The 18,373-nt window shown below is 43.6% G+C and carries 9 protein-coding genes; 6 read left to right on the top strand and 3 right to left on the bottom strand.

All coding sequences use genetic code 11. The features are described from left to right. Positions 1 to 14: 14 nt before the first annotated feature. The 3 genes from ABD930_RS15145 to ABD930_RS15135 form a co-directional block, all read right to left on the bottom strand. Positions 15 to 3,413 carry a TonB-dependent receptor gene (locus ABD930_RS15145; RefSeq protein ID WP_345232586.1) on the bottom strand — a complete coding sequence of 1,133 codons (3,399 nt, stop codon included), beginning with the start codon at positions 3,411 to 3,413 and terminating at the stop codon, positions 15 to 17. A gap of 166 nt (positions 3,414 to 3,579) precedes the next feature. After that, the gene (locus ABD930_RS15140; RefSeq protein ID WP_345232585.1) at positions 3,580 to 4,767 is read right to left on the bottom strand and encodes a FecR family protein; all 1,188 of its coding nucleotides are present in this window, start codon (positions 4,765 to 4,767) and stop codon (positions 3,580 to 3,582) included. Positions 4,768 to 4,842: 75 nt separating this feature from the next. Next, complete coding sequence (locus ABD930_RS15135) at positions 4,843 to 5,439, bottom strand: RNA polymerase sigma factor (RefSeq protein ID WP_345232584.1); 597 nt, start codon at positions 5,437 to 5,439, stop codon at positions 4,843 to 4,845. Between the two features lie 397 nt (positions 5,440 to 5,836). On the opposite strand from ABD930_RS15135, the gene ABD930_RS15130 reads away from it, so the two are divergent. The 6 genes from ABD930_RS15130 (at position 5,837) to ABD930_RS15105 (ending at position 18,360) form a co-directional block, all read left to right on the top strand. Continuing rightward, the gene (locus ABD930_RS15130) at positions 5,837 to 8,425 is read left to right on the top strand and encodes a hypothetical protein (protein WP_345232583.1); all 2,589 of its coding nucleotides are present in this window, start codon (positions 5,837 to 5,839) and stop codon (positions 8,423 to 8,425) included. 224 nt (positions 8,426 to 8,649) lie between these two features. After that, the gene (locus ABD930_RS15125) at positions 8,650 to 11,784 is read left to right on the top strand and encodes a SusC/RagA family TonB-linked outer membrane protein (protein WP_345232582.1); all 3,135 of its coding nucleotides are present in this window, start codon (positions 8,650 to 8,652) and stop codon (positions 11,782 to 11,784) included. Positions 11,785 to 11,794: 10 nt separating this feature from the next. Beyond that, entirely contained in the window at positions 11,795 to 13,729 is a 1,935-nt protein-coding gene (locus ABD930_RS15120) for a RagB/SusD family nutrient uptake outer membrane protein (protein ID WP_345232581.1), read from the top strand. Between the two features lie 13 nt (positions 13,730 to 13,742). Continuing rightward, a complete protein-coding gene (locus tag ABD930_RS15115) occupies positions 13,743 to 14,435 on the top strand; it encodes a DUF3823 domain-containing protein (protein WP_345232580.1) in 693 nt (230 codons plus the stop codon). Positions 14,436 to 14,447: 12 nt separating this feature from the next. After that, positions 14,448 to 16,352 (top strand): GxGYxYP domain-containing protein, encoded by a 1,905-nt coding sequence (locus ABD930_RS15110; protein ID WP_345232579.1) that lies wholly within the window; start codon positions 14,448 to 14,450, stop codon positions 16,350 to 16,352. A gap of 31 nt (positions 16,353 to 16,383) precedes the next feature. Continuing rightward, positions 16,384 to 18,360: a hypothetical protein gene (locus tag ABD930_RS15105; RefSeq protein WP_345232578.1), complete on the top strand. Its 1,977-nt coding sequence runs from the start codon at positions 16,384 to 16,386 to the stop codon at positions 18,358 to 18,360. Positions 18,361 to 18,373: the final 13 nt, after the last annotated feature.

Genomic DNA, 18,373 nt, shown 5'->3' with positions numbered 1-18,373 from the left:
GTCGTATGCGTAGATTATAGATTAAAGTTTACACCTAAAGAAAAGGTCCTTGCGGAAGGATATTGGTAGAAATAAACATTCTGCCCAAAGGTATCGGTGTTTGAAGCACCTTCCGGATCATAACCGATAAAATCTTTACCAACCAGCAGAAAAGCGTTATTGACGCTAACGTTGACACGGAAGTTCTTCAGATGATATTTTGCCATCTTTTCGTTGTCAAAGCTATAACCCAATTGTACCAAATTACCCCGCAGATAAGCGCCATTGGTAACCGCATGAGAATCTGCCACTACGCTCTGTCCGGCATATTGGCGATGCCGGATTTGCTGTACCATGGTGTTTTGATTGGCTTCCGTCCAACTATTATAAAGAATCGATGTCAAGCCATTGACGATACCGGCCCTATCTTCAGCCATCAGATAGGCCAGTTGCCAAGTATCGACGCCAAGTACAAATTGGAGGTCTAAGGTAAAGTCAAATCGTTTCCAATTAACCTTATTGATAAAACTACCGGTAAACTTAGGCATCCCGTTACCGATGATTTGACGGTCTGTCGATCGTTTGGCTACACCAGGAACTGCCCCCACAGCGGCCGCTTCTTCCGCTTCCGCTGTTCCCCATATTCCGTAACGTTGATATCCATAAAACGAACCTAAGGGTTCGCCTACTCGCAAGATGATATTTCCATTAACAAAAGCAGGGTTCATCAATATATCTTCATTATTCTCGCCAAGCTGCTTAATGACATTTTTGTTGTAATTCGCATTAAAGGTAGAAGTCCAGCGAACGTTCGGTGTTTGGATATTGTTCGTTTGAATCAATAGATCGACCCCTTGATTATCTACCCTTCCAATGTTGTAAAATACACCTGAAAAACCTGTGGTGAGCGGAAGTGGTCTGTCCAAGAGCAGATCTGTTGTCTTCTTGTAATAATAATCTGCTTCTAAGGTGATTCGTTTATGGAACAATTGAAGCTCCATACCGATGTCAAACTGACTGGTTTTCTCCCATTTTAGGTCTGGATTAGGCATACGTGTTAACTGATTGATGCTTACCCTTCCGCCATTAAGCAGCGTAGTGCCACTCGAGATGGTAGCAAAGCTTAAATAGGAAGAAATTTCTGAATTACCCGTTGCACCATAACTTGAGCGTAGCTTCAAATAATTCACCCATCCGTCCTGACCAAAAAAAGGTTCTTTGGATACCACCCATCCCAATCCTGCTGATGGGAAAAAGCCATATTTATTATTGTCGCCAAACTTCGATGAACCATCTGCACGAAAAGTCAAGGTAGCTAAATACCGATCCTTATAGCTATAATTGAAACGGGAGAAATACGAATTCATCGCCCAATTATTGGTATTCGAAGAGGGGGCTGTTGGTGTAGCTCCTGCACCAAGATTAGTATAGTTATAATAATTATCATCAAAATCATAAACGGTCCCGGTATTTGAAGAAAAAATATGATATTTAGACCAGCTTAGACCGAGCATACCCTCAAAATGGTGCATTCCCCAATCTTTCCTATAATTTAAGTAGGTCTCCTCCTGCCAGTACAAATCTTGATCGTTATAAACAGAAGCTTCTCCTCTTGTAGAAATGTTGATCATATTATTGGGGATGTAATCCCGGTTAGAACGGAAGTTTCCATCGACACCAAATTGCGTCCTCAGGTCAAGTCCCTCTGCTAAATTGAAGACTAATGCTAGGTTACCAAAAACTTTAGACCTTAAACGGGTTCGTTTCCGCTCAGTCAATTCATGTACGGGATTGGTCATAGCTTCCTGAACAAGATTGAGCTTATTCCCTTCAAATTGTGTATTAGACCAGCTACCATCCGGAAATTTAACCGGTAAAATCGGGAGCATTTCCAACATCGTCCGGCGCACTGTTTGGCCACCACCGGTATCGTCAATGCCATTTCCCCATAGGTGATTGAAGGAGAGGTTACTGTTTATGCTAAGCCAAGACAATGGTTTCGTATCATAGGCTAAGCGGCCATTGACACGTTTTGCATAGTTATTAAGCAATAAACCTTGTTGATCCGAATAGCCAAAAAAAGCACCGACAGCAGATCGGTCATTTTGCTGTTGTACGCTGAATTGATGGTTCATGGAAAATGCATTTCTTGTCGCCTCCTCCTGCCAGTCGGTATTATACAACGGATTTCCATGAGCATCAAACAATAAAGGATCGCTACGATCTACGAAAAGTTCGCTAATACCGTTATTCGCCAAATAGGTTTTGCCTTCTGGATATTTTCCGATATTTGCAAAGGCAATATCCTCCATCTGCATAAACTCATAAGCATCCATGACGTCGATCTTTCTCGCCAACGTTCCTACACTGGCCGTTCCGTTATAGGTAACGATGCTATGGCCGTCTGCCGATTTTGCTCCACGTTTGGTAGTAACCAAAATCACTCCATTTGCTCCTCTTGCTCCATAAATTGCTGTCGCAGAAGCATCTTTTAGCACTTCCATGCTTTCGATGTCATTGGGGTTGACAAACTGGATGTCATTCATCTGAACACCATCGACAACATATAAGGGGCTCGTACTCGTATTAATGGAGTTAATCCCACGAATGATTACCCGTGGTGGGGCTTCGGCTACACCAAGGGGATTACCGGTGTTATTAAATACATTTACTCCTGCCGCTTTACCTTTGAGCCCCAATAAGGGGTTAAAGACCGGTGCAGCCAAAATGTCTTCCGACTTTACGCTGGCAATGGATCCGGTTAAGTCTGATTTGCGCTGCGTACCATAACCTACTACGACTACTTCGTCCAGGTTACCGATGGCTTCCTGTAATACGATGTGGTAACTTTTAGTCTCCGTTAAGGTGATTTCCCGGGAATCATAACCCATAAAACGTACAAGCAATTGTCGCCCGGTAGGAGGCACTTGCAAAGAAAAGGTTCCATCCTCACCGGAAGCTGTGCTGCGGGTGCTCCCCTTAACCGTAATAACGGCACCTCGCAGCGGTTCATTGGCACTGTTAACCACTTTTCCTTTAATGGTTCTATCCTGTGCTGGGGGGGATGTCCCCTTTTCCTTAGCTGTCGGTTTCAGTAAAATGTATTGGTCCACAATTTTGTAGGTCAAAGCTGTCGACTCCAACAATTCATTCAACGCTTCTTTAAGTGGAACCTCATTCAAAGCAACAGCATCGACATAGCGATCTTCAATATCGCTTTTATCATAAATAAAGTGATACGCTGTTTGTTCTTCAATCTGTCTAATCAGGGTACGTAGTGGTAGTTTTTTACCGTGTAAGGTTACCTGTTGACTAAAACTTTTGGCATGTAGACCTGTTATGGTCAATACCGTTAGAAAAAGAGCTATTCTCATTACGCGAAATAGTTGGTAGGGATAGGTAAAAGCGTTTCCTACCTTCGTATCAGAATTCATATATTTGCAAAGTCTGGGTTTAAAATTCAGTTTCAATTTTGTCAATTACGCTGTTTATTGATTCAGGCTACTTCAAGGGGAGGTGCGGCAAACACCGCCCCTTTTTGTTCGGCCAGATCAATGATGGTTGTTTGCGTTTATCCGGAATCTTCTCGTTTATTTGTTTTCATTGATTAGCGTTTTTTGTTTTACTTACTGTTAATTTTCCGTCTTTATACGTGCAGGTCATGCCATAATAGTCTAAAATTTGGATCCAGGCAGAAAGTGGACTTTTGCGGGCTATTGTCCCCGACAACTTTTTTGAGGTGAGGTTCGGTTCGTGCACGACGCTGATATTATACCAACGGCCCATCTGACTCAGCACGGAAGCAATCTCGCGATCTTCAAATTTAAAAAAGCCATCTACCCATGCTTTTCTATCCGTTATATGCTCATCAAAGGATACCTTTAATGTATAGTCTAGATCCAAGGTGGCCAGTTCACCTGGTTTCAACACCTTGCTCATACCCGATGCCAATACCTTAACCGCTCCTTCCACCAATGCCAACTGCAACGGTTTTTTGTTGTCATAGGTGTTGACATTAAAGGCTGTACCCAATACTTGTATTTGTGCATTATCCGTTAAGACGACAAAGGGTTGTTTAGCTTGTTGGGCTACTTCGAAGTACACTTCCCCGCTCACCTCTACCCGTCGTTCATTACCGGTAAAAACAGCAGGAAAACGCAGCGAAGAAGCCGCATTTAACCAAACTTTTGTCCCATCGGCTAGCGTTAAACGATATTCACCCCCTAATGGGGTCCGAATCGTATTCATGATTGGTTGAGCCGACTTTTGATAGCGTAGACCCTCAGTGGTATCAACTTGAGCTAATGCTATACCATTATGCTCGATGGCCCCCACCTGCGTTTGGCTGTCGAGCGCTAACTGTGTACCATCATCAAAGGACAGGATAGCTTGTTTCGTCCCCGGTTGAGCATCGATTATTACGTTCGCGTGCATAATCTCATTCCTTGAATCTTTCTGCTCGATATAGTATATTGCACCGGCTAACAAGAGCAGAAGACACGCTGCAACCGCCCATTTCAGGCGAGCATTCCAGCGATCTTTCGGGAGTTGCTGTACGGGAAGTCTATGGGATGATAAAATATCTTCCAACATCTCTTGGCTTTGTTTTGCGCTGAAATACGCCTGCTCTTCTTCCATTTCCCCCTGCCAAAGCCCATGCAACAGCACGGCTATATCTTCCGCTGCTGCCGTATCGATATAGGTAAACAATTCTTCTTTTTCTGAAGCATTGAGCCCCTCTTGATAATAGGCTTTCATCAAATAATGCAGGCGTTCATTTACGGCCATTGGTGATCCTTTTAATTTATGGTAGCGTGTATTTTTAAAAGGAAGACAAAAAAAAGCCGAAAAAGGGGTACACCTTTAATCAAAAAAATAAAAAAAACAGAGTAAAGCTATCCCCGCAGTATCTGCATGGCTTCTCAAGTATTCGGTAATCGATTTTACTGCGCGTTGCAGGTGTTTTTTTACCGTTTCTGGGGATATGGCTAATTGGTTAGCAATCTCAGCATAGCTTAATCGGTGTTGTTTACACAGCATATATACTTGTTTACCTTGAGGAGGTAAACGATCAACGGCCTCATCTAACATCAAGATATAGCGGTTCGCCTCATCAGTAAGCTCGTCAAAAGAATCCTCATTTAAGTGTATCAATTCTTGTTGTTCTTTGAATTCTTTCGCCAACTTTTTAAGATGGTTGATGGCCATGTTTTTGGAAACGACAAAAAGATAGGCTTTAAAATTTTTGATGGGAGCAAGAGTAACGCGGTTTTGCCAGATTTTCAGAAATACATCATGTACCAGCTCTTGTGTTAGCTCGGGCGCTTTTGTTAACTTAAAAAGATAAGCCCCTAGCCGTTGATGATAACGCTGATAGAGTTCGGTGAAGGCACGCTCATCTCCATCGATGATTCGATGGATCAGGTGTTCATCTGCTACAATCGGTTCAAGTGGCATCATGTTGATTCTTCGTAGGCGTAAAAGTAATCATCCAAAATTAAGTTAAAATTAATTCTATATCGTTAATGGCCATCAGTAAGCTAAGACGCCAGCTCTTGTGTTCTATAATCTATAATATAGTGCAAATTCATAGGCCATATTTTCCGTTAGTTGAAATGTTGAAATAAGACGAACGATTAGGTGCGAATATATCGGTTAATATTGCGTACCAAAGATAGTGGTTTTCTGCATGTCGGCAAAACGCACCTTAGTAGGTAGGTTAACGATTATACTACTAACTATATCTAAAGCGAAAGCGAATTGCTTAAGGAAGGCTATTTTAACTGATTCGTAAATATTTATACCGATCTCCATTACAAATGTTTATTTTTGACCAATCGATAGCTATAACCTAAATATGTGTAGTACCTCGCGGTTGATTTTGCTTATTCTGTTGTCCCTCACACGCCTAGGTGTCTTTGCTACTGAAAAAGAAATAGAACCAAAATTTTATGGCTTAAAATTTTTGTCACACGATGTCAATCAGGATCAGCGTACCGGACTAAATTTGACTGCAGACGGCGACTTATCTTTTCCTGACGATGGTTTTTCTATGGCCTTTGATTTGAAACTCTGTATGGAATACCATACATACGGTTATGTTTTTAAGGTGATTGCGAACGATGAATCCAGCTTTGACCTCGTATCCAATTTACTACAGCAAAAAGTAAGTTTTATTTTAAATGAACGAAAGAAGGTTGTGGAGAGTAAGGGCCTTGTCGATTCATTACTTTTTGTTAACGAACAGTGGATACCGGTTAAGGTTACGTTTAACAAGCACCATATATGGTTGAAGATCGGAAATTACAGTACTACTCTTGCGCATTCATTCCATGATTTCAAGCATATAAAAATTTATTTTGGTTTAAATAAACATGCCTATTATTACACTGCTGATGTTCCTCCCATGACCATCCGCAATATTGTCATCCAATCTCAAGGTAAGGTTATCCGTTCGTGGAAATTGGCTTATCATAACCGTACAGAGGTGCTCGACGATATAAAAGGTACACGGGCTAGTGTGATTAATGGCTCTTGGGAAATTGATAAACACGCGCATTGGGAGAAAGTCGCCTCCCTCAACTTAGCGAATCAACAAGCACAGGTGGCTTTTGATAGTTTGGGTGGTCGTATTTTTGCCGTTACAGCCAATAACATCTATACGTTCTCTATCGCTGAAAAGAAAATGGATTCCGTTCGGGTTGCCAAAGGCAATCCCTATTTGGGGGTGTCCCGTCAACTTATCTATGATCAGGTGAGTAAGCAGCTCATCTCCTATACCCATATGTTTCCGCAGTTAGATACCTACAATTTTCAAACGAACGAATGGTCTCTATCGCCTACGAGGATTATCGATGCGAAGCAACATCATAATCATACGATAGACCGTCAACGAAATAAGCTCATTATGCTAATGGGGTATGGATATCACCAATATGATGGAACATTATTAGAAAGAAGTTTGGATGGCAGTGGGCAGTGGAAAACTAACGTATTGGATCCGCCGATCGCCCCGAGATATCTCGCTGCCCTCGGAGTGGAAGACGATAATCATGTTTTGTTATTAGGCGGATATGGTAGTATCTCGGGCAAACAAGAGGAATCGCCGCGTAATTTTTATGATCTATATCGGATTAACCTGCGCACAGGCAAAACAGCTAAACTATGGTTTTTCTCGAATGATAGCAATCATTTTACTTTCAGTAATTCGATGGTTGTCGACAAAGCGAAAAATAAGCTTTATGCCTTAGCGTATAATAACGACAGTTATCATTCCAAGCTATATCTATGTGCTTTTGATTTGGTAACCAAACACCCGAAACCATTGGTGGTGAGCGACTCTATCGCTTATCATTTCTTAGATGTCAAATCGTATTGCGACCTTTTCCTGCACGCGCAAACTTCCACGCTCTATGCGCTTGTTTCGCATGAAAAGCAACCTGGGCAGCAAATGGTTGAAATATACGCTTTGGCCTTCCCTCCGATAGCCGAAGATGCGATTATACAGGTAAGCCAAAACAGCCACTATGTTAACATAGCGATATTGATGGCATGCGTACTTTTATTACTAGTCATGAGCGCTCTAATTATTCGTTGGCGTATAAAAAGACGACGGGCTATAACGGACACTTCGATCGAACCAAAAACGGATAGTTCTTTCATACAGCAAGCAATAGCTGAGCATATAGTTCCTGTCGTAACGAAATCTAAACAAGTCCAATACCCATCTGTCTTATTAATAGGCGGGTTTCAGGTTTTTGCAAAAAATGGAGAGAATATGACCGCCGAATTTACGCCTATTGTGCGGAATATATTTCTAATGCTGTTGTTTAATACACTGAAAGATCAAAAGGGTACAACCTCACAGCAATTGGATGAAACATTCTGGTTTGATATGGAGCGTAGCAAAGCCTTGAATAACCGAGGAGTCAATATTCGGAAATTGCGATTACTGCTTAAAACATTAGACAGTATAGATTTGATGAATAAAAATGGCTATTGGAAACTTCAAATGGATCACCACATTTTCTGCGATTATAAGGAGATCATGCTATTGCTTCATGAGATTAAACAGAAAAAGATAGCGAATAAGGAACAACTCGCTAAGCTCGTAAACTTAGCTACAGATGAACTGTTGCCTGACATCAGTGCCGAATGGCTTGATCGTTTCAAATCAGAATACCAGACCTTACTAGTAGAAATCTTATTGAATGTGTTGTCGCAAACCGATATAAAAAGTGATCCAAAATTACTCTTAAAGATCGTTGATGTTATATTGGTTCATGATTGTATCGAAGAAGATGCGATTAGGTTAAAATGCCGTATACTCTATCAAACGGGTCAAAAGGGATTGTCCAAACAAACCTTTGATAAATTTTATGCTGATTATAAGCGCATCTTAGATGCAGTTCCTCACTTCACCTACGATGATATCATCCTGAATTAAATCACTTTTAATAGCTCACCAAAAACGAATAATTACAATTTTTTAATCATTGAAGAGATATTAAGGTCAAATTAATGTCGCGTTAATGTCGTGAGCCTAGTTTCGCTCATGCTAATCAAAAATCAATTGTTAAAAATGCCATGGAACCAACAAATAACCTTAGCCCGATAAGAGCATCAATAGAAACAAACAAAGCTTATTTATATAAACCTTAAACTTTTATCATGAATATTCGAAAGCGAAGCCCATTAGGGCGCAACGTGCATTTACCGTGCTGGCTATTAATCTTGGGTATGTGGTGTGCGAGCAAACCCGCTCTTGCCCAGGAACCAAAGATTAATGGCAAAGTTATAGACGATACGGGTAATCCCATCGCCGGTGCTACGGTACGTGTCTTATCTACATCAAAAAGTGTAGCCACAAACCAAGAAGGCCTATTCTCCTTATTAGCAGCAAAGGGCGAGCAGTTACAGATCAGTTTTCTGGGGTTCGAAACGGATACCGTTCAGGTAAATCTTCCCGGAACATTCTTAACCATCCGGTTAAAAGATGCAGGCGTTCACCTGGAAGATGTTGTCATTGTTGGTTACGGAACACAGAAAAAGGAAAGCTTAACCGGATCGGTGGCATCTTTAAAAAACGACGATATCATTAAAACCAAAGCACCCAGCTTGGCCCAAGCCATTCAGGGCAAGGTATCGGGTGTACGGATCAGACAGGAAGACGGGCAGCCGGGTAATTTCAGCTCCAACATCAATATCCGTGGACTGGGTACCCCGCTATTCATCATAGACGGTGTTGTGCGTGATGGCGCCAGTGAATTTCAGCGACTCAATCCGGAAGATATTGAAAGCATTTCTTTTCTGAAAGATGCTACCGCCGCTATTTATGGGATGAACTCGGCCAATGGAGCCATCATTGTCACAACAAAGAAAGGAGCACAGGGCAAAACACGCATCTCCGTCACGAGTAATCTGGGGATTTCATCACCGACTAATGTTCCGCTGATGGCTACCGCCGGTGAGTACATGACCCTGCGTAACGATGCAGAAGTCAATTCCGGGAAACCGCCCTATGTAACCGCAGAGGAGCTGGCTAAATGGCAGGCAGGTGCCCCTGGTTATGAAACGGTGGATCTATGGGGGGCCATTACCAACAAGAATGCTGTTCAAAACCAAACGACTCTTTCGTTGAATGGCGGTACCGATAAAGTTAGCTATTTTGGAAGCTTGGGCTATGCAACAGATAATAGTATTCTTAAAAACAGCGCATTAACCTATGACAAGTATACTTTTCGCAGTAATGTGAGCATTAAAATTACAGAACATCTGACCGGTAGCATGAACATCGGTGGCCGTATGGATAAAACCGACAGACCGTGGTTTCCCTTTTTTGATATCTTCAAAAGTACACGCGTAAATCCACCCATCACATCGATTTATGCCAATGACAATCCTGAATATTACAATAACTTTTCGTATGTGCCTAATCCAGCGGCGCTCATCGATAAAGATTACACTGGCTCTGTGTTAGACAAAAATAAAAATCTGCAAAGCCAGTTCACGCTCGAATACAAATTTCCTTTCGTTGAAGGGTTAAGAGTGAAAGGTTCGTTGGTTTACGATTATAACAACTATAATTATAAAGGTATCCGAAAAGCTTTTGATACCTACACCTATGGTGAATATACCGGTGCTTACACAGCAGTTACGGCTAATGCACCTTCTTTGGTGCAAAACAATAAGAGAGAGTCTGAGCGGCTCGACCTACAGGCACAGGCTACCTACGATCGGTATATTGCACAAGATCATCACATAGGTGCTACTTATGTGTTCGAACGACGCGAAGAAATGGCCAACTGGATGAATGGCGAACGCAAGTTCGACTTTTTCTCTGTGGGCGAATTGGATAATGGCCGTTCGTCAGATCAGCTTGTTTCCGGATCATCCAGTCATGAAGCCTACCTATCCCACATCGGACGTTTAACCTATGATTTTAAAGGGAAGTACCTTGCGGAAGCAGCATTTCGTTACGATGGTTCTTACCGCTACGCGCCGGGGAGTAGATGGGCTTTTTTCCCTTCCGGTTCCCTAGGATGGCGATTATCCGAAGAAAATTTTGTGAAAGAGCATTTACCTTTCGTGAACAGCTGGAAAATCAGGGCCTCAGCCGGACGTTCCGGGCAAGATGCGGGTAACCCATTTCAATACCTAGCGTATTATGGTCTTAATAATGGCGGATATGTTTTCCAATCCGATCAGTATACAACGGGCGTGTCTTCACCTGCATTGATTAACAATCAGCTCACTTGGGTTAAAGTAAATATGTACAACTTAGGGATGGACTTAGCTATCTTGGATAATGCTCTTTCTCTCGAACTGGATGTCTATCAGCGTGAACGATATGGCCTCTTGGCAGACCGTTATGGATCTCTACCCAATACCTTTGGGTCTTCACTGCCGCAGGAAAACCTCAACAGTGATCGTACCCAAGGTGTCGAGTTTACCCTTACCCATGATCATCGTATAAACGACTTTCATTACTCCGTGAGCGGTAATTTTAACTTGGCCCGTACCAAGAACCTGTACGTAGAACGGGGCCCCTTTAACAGTAGCTGGGATCGGTGGCGCAATCAGGCAGCCAACCGCTGGAATGATTTTATCTGGGGCTATGAAGTAGAAGGACGCTTTTTGAACGAGGAGCAGATCAACGCTTCACCTATCCAGAATGGCGATAATGGCAATTCCAAAGAACTTCCGGGAGACTATATCCTTAAAGATATTAATGGTGATGGTATTGTAAACGATTTGGATAAGACCCCTTTGTTCTGGTCGTCTACCCCACAGGTGCATTTCGGCTTCAATATTCAGGCCGATTGGAAACATTTTGATTTTTATGCGTTGTTCCAGGGCGCGGCATTTTACACCGTTCAGTTTGATGAGGTGTATGCCAAGATGCTGGCTTTTAAGGGTGGGAACACACCTGCTTATTTTTATGACAGATGGCATTTGGCAGATCCTTATGATCCGAATAGCGAATGGATCGCTGGGGAGTGGCCTGCCATACGGCTTGAGCAGGATATGGGGTCATTTTACACACGCGATTCTAAAATCTGGCGTAAAGATGCTTCTTATGTGCGGCTAAAAACCGTGGAGCTTGGTTATACATTTGATGCTGCCCTCCTTAAAAAAATTGGCATTGCTAAATTACGCGTATATGCAAATGGGAATAACCTGCTAACCATCTGTGACCCATTTGTCAAACCTTTTGACCCCGAAAAAATTGAAGGTGCCTATAGCGCCGGACTAAATTATCCGATTAGCAAAAGTTTCAATTTTGGATTAACCGCTGATTTTTAAAAACTATATTATGAATAGAATAATTTGTCATCTATTTTTCGTTGCTATCCTATGTCTTGGGGTGGGGTGTACGAAGATTTTAGATATTGAACCGAACGACCGGGTTTCTCCCGAGGATCTTTTTGCCAGTAAAGAGGGTGTAGAGGCCCAGATGGCTAACTTATATGGCCGCCTACCGATCGAGGATTTCAACTATTCGCCCAATCGCGGCTTTAATATTGGCGTAGGGAGCGATGTGAACAATGCCGGATTTATGGCAGCGCATTTTAGCGATGAAGCGATCCATCCCGAATACAATGATTTTGGGGAAGAGTGGTTTGACTATTGGGAAGATGGTTATCGGCTTATTCGCGATATTAACATCTTACTGCAAACCGTACCGCAACTAGCGAGTATCGATCAGGCCGCTAAAGATAAGTTGAATGCTGAAGCATATTTTCTTCGTGCCTATACCTATTTTGCTTTAGCCAAACGCTATGGCGGTGTACCCCTGATCGAAAGTCCACAGGAATATAATGGCAACATAGCGGAATTAAAAGTGCCTCGGAATACGGAAAAAGAGACCTGGGATTTTATTTTAGCCGATTGCGACCGGGCTACTGAACTATTTGGTGAGGTCGAAAATGGACCACGTAGGGCCGATAAGTGGGTAGCACTGGCGCTCAAATCGCGAGCTGCACTTTTTGCCGCATCGATTGCCAAATTTTCGCATCAACCCTATGTTTCTTTCTCCGGCCCGGCGGTAGATCAAGGTTTGGTAGGTATAGAGACTAAATTTGCAGACACCTATTACGACCAATGTATTGCTGCATCAGATGCACTGATGAAGAGCGGTAAATTTGCCCTTTATCAAGCAGAACCTGCTTCCCCGGAAGAGGCAGCCGAAAACTACCGGCAGTTTTTCCAGCAACCTGATCAATACCTAAATGGTGTACGCGAACCTATATTTATTAAAAGTTATGCAACAAACACGGTGTTGGCACATAACTATGACGTCTGGTTTAGCCCTCGGCAAATGGTGCTCGATCCCAATCTTTATCCTGGGCGTATGAATCCTACACTAGATTTCGTAGATGCCTTTGAAGATTATACAGACGATGGAACGGGAAAGGTGAAGCCTTTGAAAACCAGAGCAGACGGAAATGAGAATGATTATAACGGTTTCAATCTTGGTACCAACTACATTGCCTACCCCCAAAATGCTCCCTATAAGATCGCCGAAGGCCGGGATGCTCGTTTAAGGGCCATGGTACTATTTCCGGGAGAGACATGGGGCAGCACGCAGATCATTATTCAAGGTGGATTGGTAAAAGCTAACGGATCTGGCTTTTACTACCGCACTCAAACCTCAGAAGTTGGCCAGGATGGGCAAACCTACTATACTTTTGGTGCGGCACGAAGCACCCAGTATTCGGGATTTGACCCTACCTTGGGCCACTACACCCGCAGTGGATTTCTGTTTAAGAAATTCATGCAGATCGATCACCCGGTAGAGCAGGCTTGGGAAAGAAGCACGCAAAGCTGGATCGATTTCAGGTATGGCGAAATATTGCTGAACTACGCCGAAGCTGTGGTAGAAAAATCTTCTCCCACAGGCGCTGAGAGCCAAACGGCCAAAGAAGCCCTCAATAACCTGCGTAGAAGAGCGGCACATACCGATCAAATTGCCCTCACTCAACAGAACGTACGGAAAGAACGTTTTGTGGAGCTCGCTTTTGAGAATAAAAGACGGTGGGACTTGGTACGCTGGCGTACCTTTCATAAATCATTTGAAAATCGGGTGCGTAAAGGTCTTGTTCCATTCCTCGATTTACGCAGCAATCCGGCTCGTTATATCTTCGTACGCGTTAATCCTTTAGGTATCGAAGCAAAGACCTTTGATTATTTATGGTATTATAAAGATATTCCGGGTACCAGTGCCAATGGTTTGATCCAAAACCCTTAATAAACGTTTAAAGATGAAAAGTAGCTTAACATTCAATATCTTAATCTTATGTGGTCTCTTGAGTACTTCCTGTCAGAAAGATAATCTCGATAGGCCCGATGCCACATTTTACGGTGAACTACGCGATAGAAAAACGGGCGAGCTTATCCCTCAGGAAGTTTCGGATGGCTCCCGCGTGTATTACATCGAACAAGGATGGGAAAATCCACCTGTTCAAAATACGGTGATCAAAAGCGACGGAACATTCAAGAATGGCCTAATGTTCTCCGGGAACTATAAAATTATCCTAGATCGTGGCAACTATGTACCGCTTGACACCCTAGATATGAACATCCATTCGGGAGAAAATTTTCAGGTGTTTGAAGTGAATCCCTACCTGCGCATACTCGAACCGGAAATTGTCAAAAAAGATCGTACCATCATCGCCACGTTTAAATTAGAACAGGTAACGAGCAATCAGGTATACCGCATTTCATTGTTTGCGCACTCCCATATCGATGTGTCCAATAAACTGAATGTGGTTAACAAAACCATAGAGCTTAACCGTTCCATCAGCGATGGCGAACAGTTTCAGCTCAGTATTAACCTAGATGAATATTCGTCTACCTTGGTGGCTGGTAATAGTTATTATTTCCGCATTGGTGCGCAGTCGCATGGAAATGAAACCAAATATAACTACGCCGCATCTGTAAAGATCGACTTGTAAAAGGTGAACAACATGTACGTAAAGAAGAAAATAATTACCATGCTGTTGTTGTGCATTGCGGTATATCCTAGACTATATGCACAGCAGGTACCCATTCGGATGCTCGATTTGCGCTGGCTGAACCAGTTAGACCTCCACGAGGAAGCGCAAGCTGCCCAACTATGGGATATTTTGCACACAACGGCTACGCTTCAGGGTATCGTCAATCGCGATCAGCCATCCCTATATATCCGATACGTGGTAAACGAACGGAAGCAAAATGTAGACGATTATTGGTGGAAAAAGTACCGGCAAAAAGGCCAATGGTTGGCTAATAGGGATACCTTGTTGTGCAGCAGTATTGTTGATGCAGTGGTTGCCTTTCGCAACAGTATTCGGGGAGTCGTGGTATATGACCCCACCGTTGCCTCTACCAGCAATATCGCCTCTTCGGTTGCCGGAATAGACGATCTATTAGCTATTCGCTACGATCTTTCGCCCAACAGCCTTTACACCCAATTGGTGCTGAAAGGGCCCAAGTTACCGGTACGCTGCTGGCTCGTGAATCCCAATGGCACCTCTGTTTTTACCGGTCAGGGAAAGGTTTGGCAAACGAACTTAGCTTCCAGTGGATCGTGCAAAATAGATCCTTATTTGTGGTTCATGGAACACTATCTCAAAAAAGGAAAGTGCAATACCCATTATGCGGCCTATTACATTGACCAATATTGGTTAACAAACCCGACACGGACAGTGGCTAATCATCACCAATTGACCAATCACGATTACTTTGTCAGCAAAAAGGGTTTTTTCTTTGATTTGTCGCCTTGGGACGATGAAGCGGCTACTGACGATCCCCAACAGACACCGGGTTTAGACCGGTCTGTTCTGCAACAGTTGCTCCGATATGCTTATCAGCAGAATAAAGGTGAATTCTGTTATATCGGCGGTTTCCCCAGCTGGGCATTCAAGTATACCCAGCATGCGCAGGGAAGGCATCCTGATGTAGCCACCGAATGGGAGTTTTCGCGGATTATCAGCGCTTACAATGCTTTTAAAGATGCCGATGCCATTGGACTGGGAGCCCTGGCTAATGCATCTTTTTGGCAGCATTTTCCCCTTCAGAAAACCTATCCCCAAGCTTGGGTAAGTAGGGAAACGCTCAAACAAAAAGGACTTTTAAATGCCGATGGTACCTTGAATATTGCTGGGAAACAGTTCCTGTTGTTCTATGTGGGCGATTACGATTCGTCGTCGTGGATCACACAGACCACACCGTATCTCTGGGATGACCCCAACCGCGGAAGCCTGCCTTTAATGTGGTGTATTAGTCCAGTATTGGCCGAGCGGGTACCCATGGTGATGCACAATTATCGTACAACGGCCACGAACAATGATTATTTTGCCGCAGCAGATAATGGTGCGGGATACCTCCTGCCGGGTATGCTGCAAGAGCCGAGGCCTATTTCGGGCCTGCCCAGCGGGCTTGATGCCTGGAAAGCCCATTGTCTCCGCTATTACAAACAATGGGGACTGAGCATTACGGGATTTGTGATTGATGGTGAAGCTCCTGGGCTGAATACTGCTGGCTTGGATTGCTATGCGGCCTTCAGCCCGAATGGCATTGTGCCGCAGAAAGTGCCGCTTACCTTGCTGCATGGCTATATGCCCGTGCTACGCGCCGATTACGATATTACCGATACAGACCCGCAGTTGGCTGCAAAAACAATAGAAGAGCGTATAACCAAACGGCCCATTCCTTTCCATTGGTTCAGGGCGATTTTAAAATCACCCACTTGGTATAAAGAAGTGCATGAGCAATTACAAGCCGACAACCCTGCTGTTACTTGGCTCGATGGCCCTACTTTTTTTGAGTTATACCGCATTTATTTGGAGCAACATCCCGATGCGGCAAATGGAAATATCAATATGCCCTAACGAAATGAACAACCTGTTTTAATTAACGAACATGATGAAAACCTTCACAAAACGTATCAGCATAATGTCATTGCTGCTTTTAACCCTGCTTACGCTGTCTTGCAAAGAGCAGGAGGCAGCAGCAGCTGATCAGCTCAACAACGTAGACGAAGTGCGCGCTCCCCGCGTAATCGAAATCGATGGCAAGGCCATTGTTACCTGGATAGATCCCTATGCGGCTGATGTTCAAGCGGTGGTGGTTAAAGACTTGCAAACGGGCGAAGCGCAAACTATAGAAAGCGGTGTGGAAAAAGCAGTATTCGAAATGCCTCAAAACGACGCTTCTGCTTATCAATTTGAACTCAAAGTAGTCAACAAAGCGCAGTCGATCTCTCTGGGTGTCATCATCCGCCTGGTTAAAAATTGGGCGCAACAGGTACATGATGCAATCGATTACCACAGTACGGCAACACCTCAACAGGGTTTATTTTTCCGTAATAAGCCCGCATCGCAGGTAAATGTATTTGATATCCGAAAAGACGATAACATTTCCAAATTAAGCAGTGCCGTGATGCAGGGGGTGATTAACCAAATCCAAGCAACCTGTTATCTGCTCTGGGAAGATCAGCACCTCAACCAGTTGGTCGATGCTGGGGCACCACATACCCTTGTAGCTGGAGCTACTGCCAGTAAAAACCCCGGCTTCGCGTCGTTGTACAAAAAATATCGCGACCAGTTTAAATACCTGATAGTATGGGATGAAAACGAGTCGTGGTCATGGAGTTTAGCTCAAATGATCGCTGCACAGGAAAAAGGTATTCCTGTAACGGCAACTATGAAAGATTTTATAGAGCAGGAGCTTGGTCTAGGCTCATTGCAGGTCATGGATATTCGTGGTCGCTGGGCGTCAAAAAAAGATGCTTACGATTGGGCTATTGCTCAACTGGCCCCCCATTGCCATCCTACGCTGTGTTTCTCAGGTGGCCTTCGGTCTGACTATAAGGATAATCCCTGGCGCCTCTATGATTATGCCGCAGCATCCAAAGGTTTTGTGTTTTGGTTAGATGAAACGAATGCAGCAGACCAAACCATTATGCGTAGTATATTCGATAAAATGAATTATCCGGTAGGCTCATCTGTCATGGGCTATGGCATGAATGAAAACGGCGATGAACTTAACCGCTTTACCAATACGCACAACGTTGGTTTTGTAGTGAGTGATTATTATGCCAATGGCAGTTATTGGTGTAGCTTCCCAGGCAAGGCCTTCCAGCAAAGGCAAGGCATTGCCGGCGATGTACAATCTGGCAAAATCTATGTGGCTATTAGCTTAAGTGATGGCGACAATATTCAGTTCGATGCCAACTCACTCTATCAGATCTTCAAAGAAGATGCCCATCGTGGTGAAGTACCGCTTGGGGTAACGCTGGCTGCAGGTTTGCAGGAACTGAACCCCAAGCTGTTGGAATTCTACTATCAGCACCGTACACCCAACGAAGAGCTTACAGCAGGACCTTCAGGCTTCCAGTTTATTTATGGCGACCAATATGCACAGAGCGGCCAGTATGCCGAGTGGTTGCAGATGAACAGCAAATGGCTGCAAACGGCAGGATTTCATACAGTGCATTTATGGAATACAGATGAGCAAATGTATTTCAAGCAATATATGGAAAACAGCGGTGTTGATCTGGTGCTCGATGGGTCAGACCGCACCAGTACGAACGGCAGTGCCTATAAACTGGTAAACGGTGTAGTACGTGCCGATCAAGGTACGCATTGTAGGGCTGAAGGTGATGTCTATCGCGATCTGATGTCGGTTTCACCTAGTCCACGACGCCCTATATTCCATCATATTTATCTCCTTACCAATTATTACGGGTTTGAAGGCAAGAAAGTGGTGCTGTACGAACGGCTGATACGCGAATTAAAACGTGCAGAACAGGACAGTCCAAATACTTTCGAATTCATGCTACCGATGGATTTAGCAGCATCTATCAAGGAGTACGTAGCCAATGGAGGAATTTACTGAGTTTTCAAATCAT

This window comes from Olivibacter ginsenosidimutans (assembly GCF_039542865.1).
GTDB lineage: Bacteria > Bacteroidota > Bacteroidia > Sphingobacteriales > Sphingobacteriaceae > Olivibacter > Olivibacter ginsenosidimutans.
Note: the sequence above shows the minus strand (reverse complement) of the source record. Positions and strands in the feature narration are given on the sequence as shown.

Excerpts from the sequence above, each read along its gene's own strand:
- ABD930_RS15145 (WP_345232586.1), bottom strand. The coding sequence starts at position 3,413 with ATGAATTCTGATACGAAGGTAGGAAACGCTTTTACCTATCCCTACCAA.
- ABD930_RS15140 (WP_345232585.1), bottom strand. The coding sequence starts at position 4,767 with ATGGCCGTAAATGAACGCCTGCATTATTTGATGAAAGCCTATTATCAA.
- ABD930_RS15135 (WP_345232584.1), bottom strand. The coding sequence starts at position 5,439 with ATGATGCCACTTGAACCGATTGTAGCAGATGAACACCTGATCCATCGA.
- ABD930_RS15130 (WP_345232583.1), top strand. The coding sequence starts at position 5,837 with ATGTGTAGTACCTCGCGGTTGATTTTGCTTATTCTGTTGTCCCTCACA.
- ABD930_RS15125 (WP_345232582.1), top strand. The coding sequence starts at position 8,650 with ATGAATATTCGAAAGCGAAGCCCATTAGGGCGCAACGTGCATTTACCG.
- ABD930_RS15120 (WP_345232581.1), top strand. The coding sequence starts at position 11,795 with ATGAATAGAATAATTTGTCATCTATTTTTCGTTGCTATCCTATGTCTT.
- ABD930_RS15115 (WP_345232580.1), top strand. The coding sequence starts at position 13,743 with ATGAAAAGTAGCTTAACATTCAATATCTTAATCTTATGTGGTCTCTTG.
- ABD930_RS15110 (WP_345232579.1), top strand. The coding sequence starts at position 14,448 with ATGTACGTAAAGAAGAAAATAATTACCATGCTGTTGTTGTGCATTGCG.
- ABD930_RS15105 (WP_345232578.1), top strand. The coding sequence starts at position 16,384 with ATGATGAAAACCTTCACAAAACGTATCAGCATAATGTCATTGCTGCTT.